The sequence below is a fragment of the Actinacidiphila paucisporea genome (assembly GCF_900142575.1).
In the GTDB taxonomy this organism is placed as follows: domain Bacteria; phylum Actinomycetota; class Actinomycetes; order Streptomycetales; family Streptomycetaceae; genus Actinacidiphila; species Actinacidiphila paucisporea.
The window spans coordinates 135,321-157,703 of record NZ_FRBI01000015.1 but is presented as its reverse complement, the minus strand read 5'-3'; the positions used below and the strand labels follow the sequence as shown (position 1 = coordinate 157,703).

At 75.8% G+C, this 22,383-nt stretch carries 2 protein-coding genes; both read right to left on the bottom strand.

Going from position 1 to position 22,383, the window contains the following annotated elements; genetic code table 11:
• Positions 1-94 precede the first annotated feature (94 nt).
• A complete protein-coding gene (locus BUE44_RS22300; RefSeq protein ID WP_073500751.1) occupies positions 95-7,684 on the bottom strand; it encodes a non-ribosomal peptide synthetase in 7,590 nt (2,529 codons plus the stop codon).
• On the bottom strand, positions 7,681-22,125 hold the full coding sequence (locus BUE44_RS22295; protein ID WP_073500750.1) for a non-ribosomal peptide synthetase: 14,445 nt from the start codon (positions 22,123-22,125) through the stop codon (positions 7,681-7,683). The genes BUE44_RS22300 and BUE44_RS22295 overlap by 4 nt, the downstream gene beginning before the upstream one ends.
• Positions 22,126-22,383: the final 258 nt, after the last annotated feature.

Genomic DNA, 22,383 nt, shown 5'->3' with positions numbered 1-22,383 from the left:
CCACCGCGCGGCCGCCCGCCGCGCGGTGGTGCGTTGCCCGTCACGTAGGGGGCAGCGGGAAAGGCGGCCACCGCGACGACACGGCTCCCGGCTATTACGACGGCACGGCCGCCCCTGGAGGGGCCGGGAGGAAGCCGGTGGCGTGGCCGTACTCCAGATAGCGGGTCAGGACGTCGTCGGTCAGTGGCGGCAGGTGGACGCCCAGGTCCGCCAGGGCCCGTGCGGTCCGGCCGGAGTCGAAGCGGCGGTGGTCGCCGCCCTCGTGCCCGGTCCCGGCCTCGTCGCCGAGGAAGAGCTGCGCGGCGTTGTCGTGCTGGGCCGCGACCAGGCTCTGCCACTCGGCGGCCGGGACGGTCCGCAGGTCGTGGCCAAGGCGGGCGGCGGCGGCGAAGACCCGGTCGAGACCCGGCGCTTCGGCGTTCGTCAGGTGGTAGATCCCTGCCGCGGTCCCCGCGGCAGCCCCGCCGGAGGTGACCAGCGCCACGATCGCCGCGCTGACGTAGTCGACGGGCACCCAGTCGGTCGACCCGAACGGCAGGTCGGGCACCGCTCCCGCCTGGAGGCAGCCCTTGATGAGCTGCCAGAGCAGGTCGCGGTCCTGGCAGGCGCCCGTGGCCGTGTCGCCGCTGATGCGGCCCGGCCGGTGGACGGCGACCGGAAGGCCGCGTTCACGGGCCAGGTCCACCAGCCCCTCGGCGACCCACTTGCTCTGCGCGTAGCCGCCGGGAAGCCCCGGCGCGGGGCCGCTCGCGGTGGATTCCGTGATGACGGCGGAGCCAGGGCCCGCGGTCGGGGCGAAGACGCTCGTGGTCGAGACGTAGTGCAGCCCCGGCGACGCCGAGTCGGCGAGCAGGCGCAGCAGTTCCTCCGTCCCGGCGACGTTGGGCCCGCGCAGATCGCGGTAGCCGGCGGCGAAGTTGACCCGGGCACCGTTGTGCAGCACCGGACCGAGGCGGCGGGCCAGGGCCGCCCGGTCCTCGCGGGACAGGCCGAGCCCCGGGGCGGCGAGATCGCCGGGGACGGGGCGGACCAGTCGCGCGTACGACGGGCGCCACAGGCCGTAGCGCTCCAGGTTGGCCCGCAGCCTGTCGGCCGCGTGCCGCTCGCTGTCCGCACGCACCAGGCAGTCCACCGGGCCGCCGGTGGTCTCGATGAGGTCCCGCAGCAGGAAGGCGCCGAGGAATCCGGAGGCCCCGCTCAGCAGCGGCCGGGTGGAGGTGCTCCGGGCGGGAGCGGGCCGGCCGGCGCCGGTGACGTCCTCCGCCAGCCGGACCTCGGCGGCGAGGTCCGGCACGGCGGCCTCGTCCCCGCCGGACCCCTTGCGGCCGGCCCCTTGCCCGTCCGATTCCGCGCCCGATTCCCCGTCGCCCAGGAGGCGGTCGACGCCCTCGACCGTGGGCGCCGAGAACAGCGCCCGCAGGGACAGCCGCCTGCCGCACCTCTCCTCGATGCGCTGGGCCAGGGTCACGGCCAGCAGGGAGTGGCCGCCGAGGGCGAAGAAGTCGTCGGTGACACCGACCTCGGTCACGCCGAGCGTCTCGGCGAAGGCCGCGGACAGGGCGCGTTCGCGGTCCGTGCGCGGTGCCCGGCCCCCAGCGGGAGCGGTCCGCCCGGGGGCGGGCAGCGCGCGCAGGTCCGTCTTGCCGTTGGGAGTGAGCGGCAGCGCGTCCAGGCTCAGATACGCGGAGGGCACCATGTGGCCGGGCAGGGTGGCGGCGAGGCGGGCGCGTATCGCGGCCTCGTCCGGTCCCGCCGCCCCGGCGTCGGGCACGGTGTACGCGACCAGGCGCCGGTCGCCGGGCAGGTCCTCGCGCACGACGGCGCAGGCCGCGGCGATGCCGGGCAGGGCGGTGAGCGCGGCCTGGATCTCGCCCAGTTCGATCCGGAAGCCCCGGAGCTTGACCTGGTCGTCCTCGCGGCCGACGTAGGCCAGGCCCGCGTCGCCCGTCCAGCGCACCAGGTCACCGGTGCGGTACATCCGGCCGCCCGCGGGGTCGAAGGGGTCGGCCACGAAACGGGACGCGGTCAGCCCGGCCCGGCCGAGGTAGCCGCGTGCCACCCCGGCGCCTGCGACGTACAACTCGCCGACGACACCGGGCGGCACGGGGGCCAGCCGGTCGTCGAGGACGTGCACCCGCGTGCCGTCGACGGGCAGGCCGATGGGCACGGTGCGATCCGGGGCATACGGTCCCTCCGCGTGCTGGGCGGCGCTCATGGTGGCGCAGACGGTGGTCTCGGTCGGCCCGTAGGCGTTGACGACGAAACGGTCCCGCGCCCAGGCGCGGACCAGGGCAGGCGTGCAGGCCTCGCCCGCGAGGACGACGGTGATGCCGGCGGGCAGCGACCCGGGCGGCATCACGGCGAGCGCGGCGGGCGGCAGCGTGAGGTGGGTGATGCCCCGGTCGCGGACCTGCGCGGCCAGGGCGGGGCCGGGCAGCAGCGCGTCGCGCTCGTCGATCTCCAGGCAGGCGCCGCAGAGCAGCCCCATGCACAGGTCCCAGAAAGCCGCGTCGAAGCTGACCGAGGCCATCTGCAGGACCCGGCTGCCGGGCACGACGCGCAGCCGCTCGCGCTGCGTCGCGGCCATCGCGCCGACGCCCCGGTGCGTGACGGTGACGCCCTTGGGCCGGCCGGTGGAGCCCGACGTGTAGATGACGTACGCCGGGTGCGCCGCGAGCGGGGCCGTGGGGCCCCCGGCGAGAGCGGGCGCCGGGGGCCGCGGCCCCGCGTCGCCGATGTCCAGGCAGGGGACGTTGCTTGCCGGCAGGCGGTCGCGGACGGCGGGGGTGGTCAGGAGCAGCCGCGGCCTGGCGTCGTCGAGCATGTAGGACAGGCGCTGGGCGGGGTAGTCCGGGTCGAGCGGCACATAGGCCGCGCCGGCGTTGAGGACGGCGAGGAGGGCCACGGCGAGCCGGTGGTCGCGGGGCAGGGCGACGGCCACCCGCTCCTCGGGCCGCACCCCGTGCTCCGCCAGCCGCCGGGCGAGGGCGTCGGCGCGCGCGTCGAGTTCCCGGTAGGTCACCGTGGTGGTGGCGTCGCGCACCGCCGGGGCGTCCGGGGTGCGCGCGACCCATCGGGCGAACAGCTCGGGCACGGTGGCCGCGGGCAGTTCCTCGTCCGGCCCGGTCCCCTGGGCGGTGAGGCGTTCGCGCTCCGCGGGGGTGAGGACGTCGTAGGCGCGCAGCCGGCGGCCGGGGTCGGCGGTGACGTCGGTGAGCAGCCGGACGAGCCGCTCCGCGAGGGCGCGGACGGTGCTCTCGTCGAAGAGGTCCGTGGCGTAGTCGACGGTGGCCCGCAGACCCTCGCCGCTTTCGTCACGGGTCTCGGTGAAGGCGAACGACAGGTCGAACTTGCTCACCGCCGGCTGGGCGGGCAGCCCGGCGGCGGTGATGCCGGGCAGGTCGAGGGGGGCGGCGGGCGAGTGGTTCTGCAGGACGAGCATGGTCTGGAAGAGCGGGTGGTGGCTCTGCGAGCGTGCCGGGTTGAGGAGTTCCACCAGGCGCTCGAAGGGGACGTCCTGGTGCGCGTACGCCGACAGGTCGGCGTCCCTCACCCGGTCGAGGAGTTCCAGGAAGGTGGGGTCGCCGGTCAGGTCGGTGCGCAGCACCAGGGTGTTGACGAAGAAGCCGACCAGGCCGGCGGCGGCCTCGTCGGTGCGGCCGGCGACCGCCGTGCCCAGCGGGATGTCCTCGCCCGCGCCGTGCCGGGACAGCACGAGCGCGAGTGCGGCCTGGAGCACCATGAAGACGCTGCACCCGCTGCTCCGCGCGAGGTCGCCGATCCGCCGGGCGGTCCCGGGCGCCACGGCGAAGTCGAGGGTGGCACCGGCGTGCCGCGGCACCGCGGGGCGCGGCCGGTCGACGGGCAGGTCGATCACCTCGGGCAGCCCGTCGAGCGCCACCCGCCAGTAGCCGAGCTGACGTGCCACCAGGCTGTCCGGGTCGTGCTCGTCGCCGAGCAGCCGCCGCTGCCAGAGGGTGTAGTCGGCGTAGTCGACGGGCGGCTGCGCCCACGCGGGCGCCTGACCGCGGCTGCGGGCGCGGTAGGCGGCGCCGAGGTCGCCCGCGAGCGGCGCCAGCGACGAGCCGTCGGCGGCGATGTGGTGGATCACCAGGACCAGGACGTGGGCGTCGTCGGCGAGGCGCAGCAGGGTCGCCCGCAGCGGGAGGCGGCGCTCGATGTCGAGCGGCTCGCAGACGGCGACCGCGATGCGGTCGTGGAGTTTGTCCGCGTCGACGGACTCGGGGACGAAGGGGACGCGGACGTCGTCCGGGGCGGTGATGTGCTGGCACGGCCCGCCGTCGTGCTCGGGGAAGACGGTGCGCAGCGCCGCGTGCCGGACCACCACGTCGTGCAGGGCCTGGCGCAGGGCGCCGGTGTCGAGCGGCCCGTCGAGGCGTACGGCGAAGGGGATGTTGTAGGTCGCGGACGGTCCTTCGAGGCGGTGCAGGAACCACAGGCGCTGCTGGGCGTAGGACAGCGGCAGGACGGCGGGGCGTTCCTGCGGGACCAGGGCGGGGCGGGCCGGGCGGCCGGCGTCCCGCAGGGCGGCGGCCAGCGCGGCGACGGTGGGGTTCTCGAAGACGGTGCGGATCTCGGTCTCGGTGCCCATCGCCGCGCGGATACGGCCGGCGAGGCGGGTGGCGAGCAGGGAGTGGCCGCCCAGGGCGAAGAAGTCGTCGTCGGCCCCGACCCTGGGCACGCCGAGCACGTCGGCGAACAGGCCGCCGAGGATCTCCTCGTACGCCCCCTGGGGCGCCCGGCCCGCAGCGTCGGCCGGCCGTACCGGCGCGGGCAGCGCCGCGCGGTCGACCTTGCCGTTGGCGGTCAGCGGCAGCGCGTCCAGCAGGAGGACGGCGGCGGGCACCATCGGGGCGGGCAGCTGCCGCGCGACGTGCGCGACGAGCTGGTCCGGGTCGGGGGTGGCGCCGGGGGCCGGGACGACGTAGGCGGTGAGCGTGCGGTCGCCGGGCAGGTCCTCGCGGACCAGGAGGCAGGCGGAGCGCACCGCCGGATGGGCGCGCAGCACGGCCTCGATCTCGCCGGGCTCGATGCGGTGGCCGCGCAGCTTGATCTGCTGGTCGGCGCGGGCGACGTACTCCAGGGCGCCGTCGGCGCTCCACCGTACGAGATCGCCGGTGCGGTACATCCGGCGCCCCGCGCCGGCGAAGGGGTCGGCGACGAAGCGCGTCGCGGTCAGGGCGGGACGCCCCAGGTAGCCGCGCGCGACGCCGGCGCCCCCGACGTACAGCTCGCCCTCGGCGCCGGACGGCACCGGGCGCAGCGACGCGTCGAGCACGTAGGCCAGGACGCCGTCGAGCGGGCGCCCGATGGGGGGTACGCCCTCGCCGTGGACCGGGCCGACGTGCTGAAGGGTCGCGAAGGTGGTGGTCTCGGTGGGTCCGTAGGCGTTGAGGACGGTGGTGCCGGGGTGGTCGGCCGCCAGGCGCTGCAGGACGCCTGGCGCGGCCGCCTCGCCGCCGCTCGCCACCAGGCGCAGCAGGCCGAGGGCGCCGGGGTCGGTCTCGGCGATGACGTTGAGGAGCGCCGTCGTCACGAACGCCGCCGTCACACCGTGGCGGGCCACCAGGTCCCGCAGCGCGGCGGGCTGCAGCACGCCCTCGGGCGCGACGACGACCCGGCCGCCGTTGAGCAGCGGGGTCCAGATCTCGAACGTCGAGGCGTCGAAGGCGTACGCGGAGTGCATCAGGACGGCGTCGGCCGCCCCGCCGCCCCAGGCGCGGTCGGCCGCGAGCGCCGTGATGTCCGCGTGGCTGACGCCGACGCCCTTGGGCAGGCCGGTGGAGCCCGAGGTGAACATCACGTAGGCGAGCCCCGAGCCGCCGAAGGCGGCGGCCGGGAGGGCGCCGGGGACGGCCGGGGCTCCGGCGCGGGCGCGGCCCTTGCCGTCGACGGTCACCACGGCGACGTCGGCACCGAGGCCCCGTACCCAGGGATGCCGGGCGTGGGCCTCGTCGACGACCAGGAAGCGCAGGCCGGCCACCTCCGCGACCCGGTCGAGCCGTTCGGCGGGCCACTTCGGGTCGAGGGGGACGTAGGCGGCGCCCGCGCGCAGCGCCGCCAGCGAGGCGGTGACCACCGCGGCCGAGCGCCCCAGGAGGATGCCGACGCCGTCCTCGGCGCCGCTGCCGAGCCCGCGCAGCGCACCCGCCAAGGCGTCGGCGAGCCGGTGCAGTTCGCCGTACGTCAGGCGCTCGCCGGCGCCGCAGACGGCGACGGCGCCGGGATGGCGCTCCGCGTACCGGACGACGACGTCGCCCACCGGCATGTGCGTGGCGCCGGGCGGCAGCGCGGCGCCGCGTCCCCGAGCCAGCAGTGCGTCGCGCTCGCCGTCGAGCAGGACCGGCAGGGCGTCCACGCGGGCGCCGAGCCCGTCCGCGAGCGCCGTCAGCAGCCGCCGCATCCGGGCGGCCGTGCGGGCCACCTCCTCACCGCCGAGAGCCGAGGGCCGGTGGCCGAAGGTGATCCGCAGGCGGTCGCCGGGGGCGACGGTCAAGGTGAGCGGGTAGTGCGCCGCGTCCGTACCCTCCACACCGGTCACGGTGAGGTCGGGCAGGTCCTGCTGCGCGGCGCGCAGGGCCTCGGCGTCCATCGGGTAGTTCTCGAACACCAGGAGGGTGTCGAAGAGTTCGTCCAGTCCGGTGGTCCCGCGTATGTCGGTCAGCCCCATGTGCTGGCTGCCCAGCAGGCGGCTCTGCTCCTCCTGCAGGCGGGTCAGCAGCGCCGCGAGGGTCTCGCCGGGCAGCGGGCGCACCCGTACCGGGACGGTGTTGATGAACAGGCCGACCATCGACTCGATGCCGGGGATCTCCGGCGGGCGGCCGGAGACGGTGGTGCCGAACAGGACGTCGCCGCGACCGGTGAGGTGCGTGAGCAGCAGCCCCCAGGCGCCCTGGACGAGGGTGTTGAAGGTGAGCCGGTGGGCGCGGGCGGTCTCCCGGAGCCGGCGTGTGGTGGCCGTGTCGAGATCGAGGACGACGGTCTCGGGCAGTTCGCCCGTGGCCGCCGCGGCGCTGCCGCGCCCGGCGAGCAGGGTCGGGGTCTCGACGCCGGCCAGCGCGGTGCGCCAGGTGTCGAGGGCGGCGGCGCGGTCCTGCGCGGCCAGCCAGGCGAGGTAGTGGCGGAAGGGAGTGACGCGCGGCAGGGCGCTGTCGTCGCCCCCGCGGGCGTACAGCTCGAACAGCTCGCGCACCAGCAGCGGCATGGACCAGCCGTCGAGCAGGATGTGGTGGCTCGTCATGACGAGCCGGCTGCGCCGGTGAGCGGTGCGTACGAGGGTGAACCGCATCAGCGGCGGGGTGGTCAGGTCGAACCTGCGGGTGCGGTCGGCGGCGAGGAAGGCCGCGAGGCGTTCCTCCACGGTGTCCGCGCCGCTGCTCCCCGTCAGGTCCAGTTCCTCCAGCGGCACCCGCACCTCGGCCGCCACCGCCTGCACGGGCTCGTCGAGGTCCTCGTGCAGGAAGCCCGCACGCAGGTTGGCATGTCTGCGCAGCAGCGTGGCGATGGCGGCGCCCAGGGCGGGGACGTCGGCTCTTCCTTCGAGGCCGAAGACGAACTGCGCGGTGTAGACATCCACCGACCGCGTGTCGTAGAGGGCGTGGAAGAGCATTCCCGCCTGCGTCGGCGTGAGCGGAAGGATGTCCTCCAGCTGGAACCCGGTCACTTGCGTCCACCCCACTTGTTCTGCAGTCGGTCGATCTGGGCCTGGTTGAGCGAGACCAGCGGAAGGTCGGACGGTGTCCAGCCGCCCGCGTCCGGACTCTCGGCGTGCTCGGCGACCGCGCGCAGCGCGCGGGTGAACAGTGCGGACAGGGACTCCACGTCCTCCTCGGCGAGCAGGTCGCCCGGCCAGGTCCAGCGGGTCACCAGGCACGGCCCGTCCGGCAGGTCCTCGGTGTGCGCGTTGATGTCGAGGACGTGGTGCACGGGCATGTCCGGGTCCTGGCTGCGCGGCCCGCCGCCGTCGAGCACCACCTCCCAGTCGGCGGCGGCGCGGTCCGCCCTCCCGTGCGAAGTGGTGTATCTGCCCAGGTAGTTGAAGCCGATCTCGGGTTCGGGCAGGCCGGCGAGGCGGGCGCGGGCGGCCGGGTTGAGGTGGCGCAGCATCCCGTAGCCGACGCCGTGGTCGGGGACGGCCCGCAGCTGCTCCTTGACGCGCTTGAGCGCGCCGTCGGCCAGCGGGCGCGCGAAGGGCCGCGGACCGCGCGGGTCGACGGGGCCGGGGTCGAGCCGGACCGGGTAGAGGCTGGTGAACCAGCCGACCGTACGGGACAGGTCGAGGCCGTCGGCGATCTGCTCGCGGCCGTGGCTCTCCAGGTGGAGCAGCACGCCCGGGGCACCCTGTCCGTGGGTACCGCTCCCGGCCCGCTCGGCGCGCCAGGCGCTGACGGCCAGGGACAGCGCCGTGAGCAGGACGTCGTCCACTCCGGCGTGGAAGGCCGCGGGCACGGAGGTGAGCAGCGGTTCTGTCCAGGTGGCGGGCAGCCGGGTGGTGAGGGTGACGGTCCGCTGCGCGGTGTCAAGGCCGGGGTCCAGCGGCCGGTGGCCCAGTCGTGGCACCGCCGCGTCCAGCATGCCCTCCCACAGCGGGAGTTCGGCCTCGCGGTCCTCGCTGCGGGCCTGGGAGGCCAGCAGTTGCGCCCAGTGCCGGTAGGTCGTGCCGACGGCGGGCAGCGCCGCCGGCGCGGGCTCGGCGACCGGGCCGGGCTGGGCGACCGGGGCGGGCTCGGCGGACCGCCAGGCGGCGGCGAGGTCCGCGGCGATGACGCGCCAGGAGACCGCGTCGACGGCCAGGTGGTGCACCACCAGCAGGAGCCGGCCTTGCGCGCGGGGTCCCGCGTCGCACCAGACGGCCTTGACCACCTCTCCCCGGGCGGGCCGCAGCCTGGCGCGCGCCCTCTCACCGGCCTCGGTGACCGCCGCGCTCATCCCGGCGGAGTCCAGCCCCGCGGCGTCGACGCGGGTGAAGTGCCGCCGGACGTCCACGGCGCCGGACGGCAGGACCTCCAGGACCGCCTCGCCGTCGTCGCCGTCCTCGCCGCGTACGACCCGCAAGCGGAGCGTGTCGTGGTGGTCGACCAGTCGCTGGAGGCACGCGACGAGGGTGTCCTCGCCGGCGCCGGCCGGCGTGCGCAGCACCCCGGACTGGTTGTAGCCGTCGGTGGCGCCCGGCCGCTCCAGGAACCAGGCGGCGATGGGGGTCGGCGGCATCGTCCCCGTCCCGGGCACGGACCGCGCGACGGTGTCCGGTTCGGCGGCGGTGGCGGCGGCCGCGACGGCCTCGGGGGTGCGGTGGACGAAGATGTCGCGCGGAGTGACGCCGAGGCCGGCCTCACGGGCGCGGCTGACGAGCTGGATGGACAGGATGCTGTCGCCGCCGAGGGCGAAGAAGTCGTCGTCGGCGCGGACGGCGTCCACCCCCAGGACAGCGGCGAAGACCTCGCACAGCAGGCTCTCCCGTGCGGTGCGCGGCTCCCCGCCGGGCCGGGCGGCGGCCCGCACCGGGGCGGGCAGGGACTTCCGGTCGGTCTTGCCGTTGGGCAGCAGCGGCAGGGCGTCGAGGGCCACGAAGACGGCCGGCACCATGTAGGCCGGCAGCGTCGACGCCAGCCGGGCGCGTATCTCATCGCCGGTCGGCGCGGGGCCGTCGCCCGCCGCACCGGCGACGGTGTAGGCGACCAGGCGCCGTTCGCCCGGCCGGTCCTCGCGGACCACGACGCAGGCGGCGGCGACGGTGTCCAGCGCGGTCAGGGCGGCCTCGATCTCGCCGGGCTCGATGCGCAGCCCGTTCAGCTTGACCTGGTCGTCGGCGCGGGAGACGTAGCCGAGCAGGCCGTCGGCGTCCCGCCGGACGAGGTCGCCGGTGCGGTACATGCGGGAGCCGCGCGGCCCGAAGGGGTCGGCGACGAACCGCGCGGCGGTCAGGCCGGCGCGCCCGAGGTAGCCGCGGGCCAGGCCGTCACCCGCGAGGTACAGCTCGCCGGTCACCCCCGGCGGCACCGGCAGCAGGCGGCTGTCGAGCACGTAGGCGCGGGTGTTGTCGACGGGACGCCCGAGCGGCACGTACGGCTCGCCGCCCTCGGCCGCCCTGCCGGGGTATCGGTACGCGGTCGCGTCGATCGTCGCCTCGGTCGGGCCGTACAGGTTGTGCACCTCCGCGCGCCACGCGCCGGCGACCTGCTCGGCCAAGGAGACGGGCAGCGGTTCGCCGCCGCACGCGACGGCCCGCAGGCAGTCGGGCGCCGCGTCGGGACCGGTCTCGGCGAGGATGACGGACAGGTGCGAGGGGACGAACTGGGCGATGGTCACGCCCAGTTCGCGCATCAGGGCCGTCAGGGCGCGCGGGTCGTGGTTGAGCGCGGGCGGGACCGGGCAAGTCGAGCCGCCGTGCAGCAGCGGCAGCCAGGTCTCCCACACCGACGCGTCGAAACTCGGCGAGGTGCGGGCCAGCACCCGGTCGTCGCCGGTGAGGCGGAGGTGGTCGGCCATCCAGGCCATGTGGTTGGTCAGCGAGGCATGGGTGACGGCGACCCCCTTCGGCTGCCCGGTGGAGCCGGAGGTGTGGATGACGTACGCCAGGTCCCGCGGGTCCGGCGCGACGGCGGGCGCCGCGGCGCCGGTGGACCAGGCGGCCCGGTCGCCGACGTCCACAGTGGGTACGTCCCGGCCGGCCGGCAGAGCCGGCGCGGGGCCGCGGGTGATCACGAGCGCCGGACGGGCGTCGTCCAGGATGTGGGCCACCCGGGCCGCGGGGTAGTCGGGGTCGACCGGCAGGACGGCGGCGCCGGCCTTGGCGACCGCCAGCATGGCGACGACCTGGTCGGCGGTGCCTGGCGCGGCCAGGGCGACGAGGTCGCCGCGGCCGATGCCGCGCGCGTGCAGATGGTGCGCCAGATCGTCGGAGAGGGCGTCGAGTCCGGCGAAGGTGAGGGTGCGGGCACCGTCCCGTACGGCCACCGCGCCGGGGGTGCGCGCGCACTGGGCGCGGAAGGCCTCCGGCGCCGTTCGCGGCGCCACCGTCCGGTCGGCGCCGTGGCCGGTGCGGGACAGGTGCTCCTGCTCGGCGGGGTCCAGGACGGCGGCGGAGTGCACGCGCCGGCCGGGGTCGGTGGCGAGCGAGCCGAGCAGGCGGGTCAGCCGGGCCGCCAGGTCGTGCGCGGTGGAGTGGTCGAACAGCTCCGTGGAGAATTCCAGCACGCCGTCCAGCCCGGCGGGCCGGCCTGCGGCGTCGCGGGTCTCGGAGAAGGTGAAGGTGAGGTCGAACTTGCTGATGCCGGTGTGCACCGCCTGCGGGGTCGCGGTCACCCCCGGCAGGTCCACGACGGCCTCCGCCTGGTTCTGCAGCGCCAGCATGGTCTGGAACAGCGGATGGTGGTTCTGCGCGCGATCCGGGTCGAGGCGGTCCACCACCCGCTCGAACGGCACGTCCTGGTGGGCGTAGGCGGCCAGGTCGAAGGCCCTGACCCGGTCGAGCACCTCATCGAAGGTGGGGTCCCCGGTCAGGTCGGTGCGCAGCACGAGGGTGTTGACGAAGAAGCCCACCAGGTCGTCGAGGGCCTCGTCCGTACGCCCGGCCACCGGGGTGCCGAGCGGGATGTCCTCCCCGGCGCCGTGCCGGGACAGCAGCACCGACAGGGCGGCCTGGAGCACCATGAACAGGCTGCACCCGCGGGCCTGCGCCAGGCCCGCCAGCGCCCGGTGGGTGCCGGCGTCCACGGTGAAGCCGAAGGCGTCGCCCCGGTAGGCGGTGACGGCCGGGCGCGGCCGGTCGTACGGCAGGTCGAGCACGTCGGGGGCGCCGGCCAGCGCGGTGCGCCAGAAGTCCAGCTGCCGCGCGGCCAGGCTGCCCGGATCCGCCTCGGCACCGAGCAGTTCGCGCTGCCAGAGGGTGTAGTCGGCGTACTGGACGGGCAGTTCCGTCCAGCCGGGCTCCTCGCCCGCGGCGCGGGCCCGGTAGGCCGTCCCCAGGTCGCGGACCAGCGGCGCCAGGGACCAGCCGTCGCCCGCGATGTGGTGGACGACCAGCACCAGGACGTGGGCCTCGGCCCCCAGGCGCAGCAACCGGGCCCGCAGCGGGACTTCGGTGCTCACGTCGAAGGCGTGCGCCACCTCGGCGGCCACGGCCGTGTCGAGGCGGCCGGCGTCGGTGTCCAGCGGTGCGAGGTCGAGAGCGACCTCGTCGGCGTCCACCACGACCTGGCGCGCCACTCCCCCGGTGTCGGGAAAGACGGTGCGCAGGCTCTCGTGCCGCTCGACGACGTCCCCGAGGGCGCTCTCCAGCGCCTCCGCGTCCAGCGGGCCGTCCAGGCGGAGCACGAGTGGCACGTTGTAGGTGGCGCTGGGGCCTTCGAGCCGGTTGAGGAACCACAGGCGCTGCTGGGCGAAGGACAGCGGCAGCGGCTCCGCGCGGCGCGGGACGCGCTCCAGCGGGGTCCTGGCCTGCTCCGCGTCGTCCAGCGACGCGGCCAGCAGGGCCGCGGTGGGCTGCTCGAACACCGCCTTGACCGGGACCTCCACGCCGAAGACGGTGCGCAGGCGGGCGGCGAGGCGGGTGGCGAGCAGGGAGTGGCCGCCCCGGGCGAAGAAGTCGTCGTCGGGTCCCACCGCGGGCACGCCGAGCAGGTCGGCGAACAGGCCGCACACGACCTCCTCGCGGGCGGTGCGCGCCGCGCGGCCGGGCGCCTGCGCGTGGGTGTCGGGGGCGGGCAGGGCGCGGCGGTCGACCTTGCCGTTGGCGTTCAGCGGCAGCGCGTCGAGCAGCACGAAGGCGGACGGCGTCATGTACGCGGGCAGTGACCGGCCGACGACGCGGGCCAGGTCGGCGGGGTCGGGGCGCGCGCCGGCCGCGGGGACCACGTAGGCGACCAGCCGCCGATCGCCGGGAAGGTCCTCGCGCACGACGGCGAAGGCGTCGGCGACGCCCTCGCTCGCGGCCAGTACGCCTTCGATCTCGCCCAGTTCGATGCGGTAGCCGCGCAGCTTGACCTGGTCGTCGGCGCGGCCCACGTAGTCGACCTGCCCGTCCGCCGACCAGCGGACGAGGTCACCGGTGCGGTACATGCGCGAGCCGGCCGGTCCGAACGGGTCGGCCACGAAGCGTACGGCGGTCGGACCCGGCCGCCCGACGTATCCGCGCGCCACCCCGCGTCCGGCCAGGTACAGCTCGCCCACGACGCCCGGCGGGACCGGGGTGAGGTGCCCGTCCAGCACGTACAGCCGCATGCCGTCCAGCGGGCGGCCGATCGGGGGCGGACCGGCCGGCAGATCGGCCGCCACCGGGTGCCGGGTGGCGAAGGTGGTGGTCTCGGTGGGGCCGTAGACGTGCAGGACCCGCAGGCCGGGTACGGCGCCCGCCACCCGCTGCATGGCGTCGGGGGAGGCCAGTTCCCCTCCGGCGCAGACGAGCCGCAGTCCGGAGAAGACGCCCGGATCGGTCTCGGCGAGGACGTTGAACAGCGCCGTGGTCAGGAACATGGCGGTGACGCCCTGCTCGTGGACGAGGTCGCCGAGCACGCCCGGCTCCAGCGCGCCCTCGGGCGCGACGACCACCCGGCCGCCGTTGAGCAGCGGTGTCCAGATCTCGAAGGTGGACGCGTCGAAGACGTACGCGGAGTGCATCAGGATCGCCGCCGCGGCGCCGTCGTGCCAGGCGGAGTCGGCGGCCAGCGCGGCCACGTCGGCGTGGCTGACGCCGACGCCCTTGGGCAGGCCGGTGGAGCCGGAGGTGAACATCACGTAGGCCAGCGCCGCCGGGTCCGGCACGGCCGCCGGCATCGCCGGACGGTCAGGACCGCCCCGCAGGATCCGCCCGAGCCGGTCCACGACCACGACCGGCATCCGGCGGGCCGCCGCGGTCACCCAGGGGGAGGCGGCGGCGGCCTCGCCGACGACGAGCATCCGCAGATCGGCCACCTCGGCGACCTGGTCGAGCCGTTCGTCGGGCCAGCGCGCGTCGAGCGGCACGTAGGCGCCGCCGGCGCGGACCGCGCCGAGGGACGCGGACACCACCGCCGGGCTGCGTTCGAGCAGCACCCCGATCGTGCTCTCCTGGCCGGCGCCGAGTCCGGCCAGGGCGCCGGCGAGGTCGGCGGAGATCCGGTCGAGCCGGGCGTAGGTGAGGGCCTCACCGCCGGTGCCCGCCACGGCCACGGCGTCGGGGGTGCGGCGGGCCCGGTCGGCGAAGAGCGCGGGCAGGACCGGCCGACCGGTGCCGGCGGGAAGGGCGCGGCCGTCGCCCCACCGCAGGACGCGGTCGCGCTCGTCCGGCGCCATCAGGTCGTACGCGGCCAGCGGCAGGCCGTGGTCGGCGGTCACCTGGTCAAGGAGGCTGACCAGGCGGTCCGCGAGGGTCTCGACGGTGGCGTGGTCGAACAGGGCGGTGGCGTACTCGATCCCGGCGCTCAGGCCGCCCTCACCGTCCTGCCCGGTGAAGGCGAAGGTGAGGTCGAACTTGCTCAGGCCGTTGTGCACGAGCCGGTCCTCGACGGTGAGGCCCGGCATGTCGGGGCGGGCGGTCTCCTGGTTCTGCAGGACGAGCATGGTCTGGAACAGGGGGTGGTGGTTGCGCGACCTGACGGGGTTGACGCTCTCCACCAGGCGCTCGAAGGGCACGTCCTGGTGCGCGTAGGCCGCCAGGTCGAACTCCCGTACCCGTGACAGCAGTTCGTGGAAGGTCGGGTTGCCGGACAGGTCCGTGCGCAGGACGAGGGTGTTGACGAAGAAGCCGACCAGGTCCTCCAGCGCCTCGTCGGTGCGGCCGGCGACCGGCGTGCCGAGCGCGATGTCCTCGCCCGCTCCGTGCCGGTGCAGCAGGGTGGCCACCGCGGCCTGGAGCACCATGAAGAGGCTGGTCCCGGACTCCCTGGCCAGCCGCAGCAGCCGTGTGTGCAGGGCCGCCGGGACGTCGAAGGCGTGGACGGCGCCCCTCGGGTCGGCGACGGCCGGCCGCGGCCGGTCCAGCGGGAGGTCGATCACTCCCGGCAGGCCCTCCAGGGCGCTGCGCCAGTGGTCGAGCTGCTCGCGCAGCACGCTGTGCTCGCCGCCGTCCTCCAGGAGGGTGCGCTGCCAGAGGGTGTAGTCGGCGTACTGGAGCGCGCTGCCGGCCGGCGGCCGCGGCTCGCGGCCGGCGGAGAAGTCGCGGTAGGCGTCGCCGAGTTGGCGGACCAGCGGGGCGAGCGACCAGCCGTCGGCCGCGATGTGGTGCAGGACGAGCACCAGGAGGTGGTGGTCGGGGGCGGGGCGCAGCAGGCGGGCGCGCAGCGGCGGGTCGGTGACGACGTCGAAGGGCTCGCGGACGGTGTCCAGGACGGCGGGCTCCACAGCGGCCGGTGCGACGCTCTCGACCGGCAGCCGGGGCGTCGCCTCGGTCGCGGGCAGGACGTGCTGGCAGGGCACGCCGTCCCGCTCGGGGAAGACGGTGCGCAGCGTCTCGTGCCGTTCCACGACGTGGCCCAGGGCAGCGCGCAGGGCGGCGGTGTCCAGGGCGCCGTGGAGTTCGAGGACGAGCGGAATGTTGTAGCCGGCGCCCGGCCCTTCGAGCTGGTCGATGAACCACAGGCGCTGCTGGGCGAAGGACAGCGGCATCGGGTCGGGCCGGTGTGCGGCGGCCGTCACCGCGGGACGGGTCCGCCCCGGCGTGCCGAGGACGCGTGCCAGGCGCTCGACCGTCGGGTGCTCGAAGAGGGTGCGTACGGCGATGTCGGCGCCCAGTACGCTCCGCACCCGGCTGACCAGGCGCATGGCGAGCAGCGAGTGCCCGCCGAGGTCGAAGAAGTCGTCGCGCGGGCCCACCGAGGGGCGTTGCAGGATGTCGGCGAACATCCCGGCGAGCAGGTCCTCGTGCGGAGTACGCCGTCCGGGACCGGTGGGCGAAGCGGTGTCCTGCGCCGGCACGGGCAGGGCCCGCCGGTCCACCTTGCCGTTGGGCAGCAGCGGCAGGGCGTCCAGCACGACGACGGCCGCGGGCACCGCGTGGCGCGGCAGCGTCCCGGCGAGGGCGTCGCGCAGCGCGCCGGGAAGGGGTGCCGGGCCGTCGACGACGGCGTAGCCGACGAGGCGGCGCTGGCCTGCCAGGTCCTCGCGGATCACGGCGCAGGCGGCGGTGACGTCCGGGCAGGCCAGCAGGGCCGCTTCGACCTCGCCCAGCTCGATGCGGAATCCGCGCAGCTTGACCTGGTCGTCGGCGCGGGAGACGTAGTCGAGCAGCCCCTGCCGGTTCCACCGCACGCGGTCGCCCGTCCGGTACATGCGGGAGCCGCCGGCGTCGAAGGGGTCGGCGACGAAGCGCGCGGCGGTGAGCCCCGGGCGGCGGAGGTAACCGGTGGCGAGGTTGGGGCCGGCGACGTACAGCTCGCCGGTGACACCGGGGGGCACCGGCCGCAGCCGGTCGTCGAGGACGTAGGCGCGCATGGTGTCGACGGGCCGGCCGATCGGCACCGCCTCGAACGGCCCCCGGCCGGTGGGCGGGTGGGCCCCGCCTTCGTCGCGGGGGCCGGCGACGCGGTGGGCGGTCGCGTCGATCGTCGTCTCGGTGGGTCCGTAGAGGTTGTGCGCCTCGGCCTGCCACACGGTGCGGATGCCGTCGGCGACGGCACGGGGCAGCGGCTCACCGCCGCACAGGACGGCGCGCAGCGCGGGCAGTGCCGCCGTCCGCGCCGCCTCGCTGAGGACCAGGGCCAGGTGGGAGGGCACGAACTGGGCCACCGTGACGGCGAAGCGGCTCATCCACGACACGACGGCCCGCGGGTCCTGGTTGGCGTCGTGCGGCATCACGCAGACCTCGGCCCCGTTCATCAGCGGGAGCCACAGCTCCCAGACCGAGGCGTCGAAGCTGGTGGAGGTGCGGGCCAGGACCCGGTCGTCCGGGGTGATGTCCAGGTGCCCTGCCATCCAGGCCATGTGGTTGGCCAGGGCGGCGTGCGGCACGACCACGCCCTTGGGCCGGCCGGTGGAGCCGGAGGTGTAGATGACATAAGCGGGGTCCGCCGGGCGGGGCGGTGCGGGCAGCGGCGCGTCGGGCTCCGCGGGCCGGGCGGCGGGGTCGCCGAGCGCCAGCCAGGGCAGGTCGCCGGCGGGCAGGCCGGGCCGCAGATCCGCGGTGGTCAGCAGCAGGACGGGCCGGGCGTCGTCCAGCATGTGCCGGGTACGGGCGGCCGGATACTGCGGGTCGACGGGTAGGTACGCGGCGCCGGCGCGCAGCACGGCCAACTGGGCCACGACGGTGTCCACCGACGGTGGTGCGGCCAGCGCCACCAGGTCGCACCGGCCCACCCCGCGCTCGCGCAGGACCCGGGCGAGGGTGTCGGCGCGGGCGTCCAGGTCCGCGTAACTGAGGCTGGTGTGCGCGTCGCGCACGGCGGTGGCGCCGGGTGTGCGGGCGGCCTGCTCCCGGACCGCCTCGGGGGCGGTGAGCGCCGGCAGCGGCCGCTCCTGGCCCCTGCCCAGCGCGAGCAGGAGGTCCCGCTCGCCGGGCGCGAGAGGGTCGAGGCGGCTGACGGGCAGGCCGGGGTCGGTCACCGCCTGGGTGAGGACGCGGGCGAAGCGGTCGCACAGGGCGCTCGCGGTGGCCGCGTCGAAGAGGTCGGTGGCGTACTCCAGATATCCGCGCAGGCCGCCGGCGCCGTCGGCCGGGCCGGTGCCGGGCTCCTCCCGCGGCCCGGGCGCCGGGTGGACCTCCGTCAGGGAGAACGTCAGGTCGAACTTGCTGACGCCGGTGTGCCGGGACCGGTCGTGGACGGTGACGCCGGGCAGGTCGAGCACCGCCTGCCCCTGGTTCTGCAGGACCAGCATGGTCTGGAACAGCGGGTGGTGGCCGCCGGACCGTTCGGGGTTGAGCGCCTCCACCAGCCGCTCGAAGGGGACGTCGCCGTGGCTGAAGGCGGCGAGGTCGAACTCCGCCACCCGGCCGAGCAGTTCGCGGAAGGCCGGGTCGCCCGACAGGTCCGCGCGCAGCACGACGGTGTTGACGAAGAAGCCGACCAGGTCGTCCAGGGCCTCGTCGGTGCGCCCGGCCAGCGCCGTGCCCAGGGGGATGTCGGTACCGGCGCCGTGGGCGTGCAGCGTCGCGGCCAGCGCGGCCTGGAGCACCATGAAGGGGGTGCAGCCCGCGGTCCGGGCGAGCCGTACGAGTCCGGCGTGCACGGGGGCGGGGATCTCGAAGTGGTGGGCGTCGCCCCGGTAGCTGGGCGCGGCGGGCCGGGGCCGGTCGGCCGGCAGGTCGAGGACGTCGGGGACGCCGCGCAGCGCCTCCCGCCAGAAGGCGAGCTGCCGGGAGGCCAGGCCGTTCTCGCCGTCGCCGCCCAGCAGGTCCCGCTGCCAGAGGGCGTAGTCGGCGTACTGCACGGGCAGGGCGGGCCAGTCGGGCGCGACGCCGGTGGACCTGGCGCGGTAGGCGGCACCGAGGTCCCGGCACAGCGGGGCCAGGGACCAGCCGTCGGCGACGACGTGGTGCAGGACGAGCACCAGGAGGTGGCGTTCCGGCGCCGGCCGCAGCAGGTGGGCGCGCACGGGGGGATCGCCGGCCAGGTCGAAGGGCGCGGCGGTCAGCCGGCGCACCGCCTCCCGCGACCACTGCTCGGCGTCCTGCCCGGCGGGAGGGTCCTCGACGACGAGGGGGCAGTGCGCGGCGGCGCGGGCCGCGTCGAGGATCACCTGACTCGGGACGCCGTCGTGTTCGGCGAAGACGGTGCGCAGGCTCTCGTGCCGGGCGACCACGTCGGCCATCGCGTCGCCCAGCACGGCGGCGTCCAGCGGGCCTTCGATCTCCAGGACCAGCGGGACGTTGTACGTGTCGCCGGCGCCTTCCGAGCGGTTGAGGAACCACAGCCGCTGCTGCGCGAAGGACAGCGGGAGCGGGTCGGGCCGCCGCTGCGGGACGAGCGCGGGCCCGGCCGCCGACGCGTCGCCCAGGGCCGCGGCGAGCGAGGCGACCGTGGGGTTGTCGAAGAGGGTCCGCAGGTCGGCCTCGGTGCTCAGGGCGGCCCGGATCCGGCCCAGCAGCCGGGTGGCGAGCAGGGAGTGCCCGCCCAGCGAGAAGAAGTCGTCGTCGATCCCGACGGCGGGCGCGTCGAGGACGTCGGCGAACAGTCCGGCCAGCACCTCTTCCCGCGAGGTGCGCGGGGCACGCCCCGCGGAGACGGTGACCTGCGGGGCGGGCAGGGCGCGCCGGTCGACCTTGCCGTTGGCGTTCAGCGGCAGCGCGTCGAGGCAGACGAAGGCGGAGGGCACCATGTACGCGGGCAGGGAGCGTGCCACCCGGCGGGCCAGTGCGGGCTCGTCCGGCCGGGCACCGCCGGCCGGCACGACGTAGGCGACGAGCCGCCGGTCGCCGGGGACGTCCTCGCGCACCAGGACGCAGGCCGCGGACACGTCGGGGCCGGCGAGCAGGGTGTTCTCGATCTCGGAGGGCTCGATGCGGAAACCGCGCAGCTTGACCTGCCCGTCGGCCCGCCCGACGTAGTCGACGTCGCCGTCGGCGGTCCAGCGCGCGAGGTCGCCGGTCCGGTACATCCGCCGGCCGCGCCTTTCGTACGGGTCGGCGACGAAGCGGGCGGCGGTCAGCGCGGGGCGGTCCAGGTAGCCGCGGGCGACGCCGCGGCCACCGACGTACAACTCGCCCGTGACACCGGGCGGCACCATGCGCAGGTCGCCGTCGAGGATGTACAGCCGCACCCCGTCGAGCGGCACGCCGATGGGCGGGGTGCCCGCGGGCGAGGCGCCGACCGGGTGGCGGGTGGCGAAGGTCGTGGTCTCCGTGGGGCCGTAGACGTGCAGGACCCGGGTGCCGGGAAGCTCGGCGGCGACCCGCTGCATCAGGTACCGGGAGGCGGCCTCGCCGCCGGCGCTGACCAGGCGCAGTCCCGCGAAGGCCGCGGGGTCCGCTTCCGCGATGACGTTGAACAGCGCGGTCGTCAGGAACACCGCGGTGAGCGCGTGCCGCTCCACCAGGTCCCGCAGGTGTCGCGCCTCCAGGACCGGGGCGGGGGCGACGACCACCCGGCCGCCGTTCAGCAGCGGCGCCCACATCTCGAAGGTGACGGCGTCGAAGGCGTAGGCCGAGTGCAGCAGGACCGCGTCCGACACCCCGCCGGTCCAGGCCGAGTCGGCCGCCAGCGCGAGGATGTCCGCGTGGGTGACCCCGACCCCCTTGGGCAGCCCGGTGGACCCGGAGGTGAACATCACGTACGCGAGCCGGTCGGCGCGCGGGACCGCCGGTGTGCGGCCGGGCCGCGGTGGGCCGCCGTGCACGACCTCGCCCCGGCCGTCGACGACGATCACCGGCAGGGCGGCGGCGAAGTCCTTCACCCAGGGCTCACCGGCGGCGTCCTCGTCGGCCACCAGGGCGCGCACCCGGCCGATCTCCGCCACCTGGCCGAGCCGCTCATCCGGCCACCCCGCGTCCATCGGCACGTACGCGGCTCCCGCGGACAGCACGCCGAGCGTGGCGGACACCAGGGCCGCCGAGCGGCCCACGACGACACCTACGCCGTCCTCGGGGGCCAGCCCCCAGCCGGCCAGGGCTCCGGCCAGCTCGTCCGCCGACCGGGCCAGTTCGCGGTACGACAGCGGCCCGGCGTCGTCCACCACGGCGGTGGCGTCCGGGGTGCGCCGGACCTGCGCGGCGAAGGCCGCCGGCACGCTCGCGGCCATGGCCGGCGCCGCGAGGTCGGCGCCGCGCCCCCGCGCGAGCAGGACCTGTGCGGTGGCGTCGTCCAGGAGCGGGAGGTCGCGCAGCGGCGTGCCGGCGTCGGCGCCCGCGACCGCGGCCAGGAAGGACAGGACGGCCCGCTGGTGCAGCCGCACGTCCTCGGGGTGGTACAGCTCGGGCTCGGCGTCCAGGCCGATCAACGGGCCCGTGCCCTCGGCCCGTTCGCACACGAAGAGCGACACGTTGTCGACCGGGCCGAGGGACAGCACGCGGGAGGTGGCGGGGCTGCCGCCGAAGTCCAGGCCGTAGTTGTAGCCCATCACGTTGACGATGACGTCGGTCAGCTGCGCCGCGGGGTCGGTGACGTTCAGCTCGCGGGCGAGCTGCTCGCGGGAGAAGCGCCGGTGACGCAGGGCGCCGCGCATCTCGTCGGCGGCGGCGCGTATGAGGCCGCCGACCGTCGTGTGCGCGGCGAGGTCCAGGCGTACGGGCAGGATGTTGGCGGTCATGCCGGCGATGTGGCGCTTGCCGCCGTGGCGGCCGTTGGAGGCGATCCCCACGATGACGTCCTGCCGCCCGGTGGTCCGTCCGACATAGACGGCGAGGGCGGCCACCAGCACGGCGCTCCAGGTGGTGCGGGCCGCTGAGGCCAACCGTCTCAGCCCGTCGTGGACGTCGACGGGCAGCGTCTGCCCGGCGTCCAGCCGGAAGCCCGCCTCGCTCGGCGCGGTCCGCGCGGGGGCGTCGGTGCGCCGCCGGACGAAGGCCGTGTCCGCCGCCTGCCCGTCCGTTGCCGTCCCCGCGGCCCGGTCGGCGAACCTGGCGGTCCAGTAGGCGCGGTCGGCCTCGTACTGCTCCGAGCCGAGGTAGGCCGTCTCGTCGGCCACCAGGTCGCGCACGGACCCGACGGGCAGGTCGACCGCGCCGAGGTCCTCGCCGCGCACTGCACGCGCGTAGAAATCGGCCACGGTACGGGCGAGCATCGAGCCGCCGAGGCCGTCGATGGCGATGTGGTGGTAGCGGATGTACCAGTGGTGCAGCTCGGGACCGAGGCGCAGCAGGGCGAAGTGGTGCTGCGGGGCGTCGAGCCTGTCGACGGTGGCCGAGTCGCGCGCCATGTAGCGCTCGGCCTCGGCGGCCGGGTCCTCGGCGCCCGAGACGTCGACCAGGCGCAGCCGGCGGTTCCCCGCGGAGGGGCGGCCGACGACGCGCTGGCGTACGACGCCGTCCTCGACGGCGAACTCGACGTTGAGGCTGTCGTACCGTGCCACGGCTTCGTCGACCGCGAGGGCGAACAGCGCCTCGTCCAGGCCACCGCGTATCTCCAGGCATTCGGCGATGTTGTACTTGGGACTGTCAGGTTCGACCTGCTGCCCGTACCACACACCACGCTGGGCCATGGTCAATTCGAAGTGCTCCTGCGGCGTCGGGTCCGCCAGGGGAGATAACTCCTCGCGCATGTCGGCCTTCCTCTTTGGTGCGGGTTCTCGGGGACGGTTGATGAAGGAATGGCGCGGAATCGGCCAAGCCGTACTCCCTTGCATCGACGGCAGCCCGACACAAAGGAAAGGAAAAGCACGCGTTCAGGCGTCAGCAGCCCGCGCTACTTCTCCACGGGCAGGGTGAGCCCGTGCGAGAAATCCCGCAGACCCGCTCGCCGCCCTGAAGGCGACGCGACTATGCGATATGTGGGTGGGAGCGCCCGCGGACTCGCCGGG

Coding starts and splice junctions, on each gene's coding strand:
- BUE44_RS22295 (WP_073500750.1), bottom strand. CDS start 22,125: ATGCGCGAGGAGTTATCTCCCCTGGCGGACCCGACGCCGCAGGAGCAC.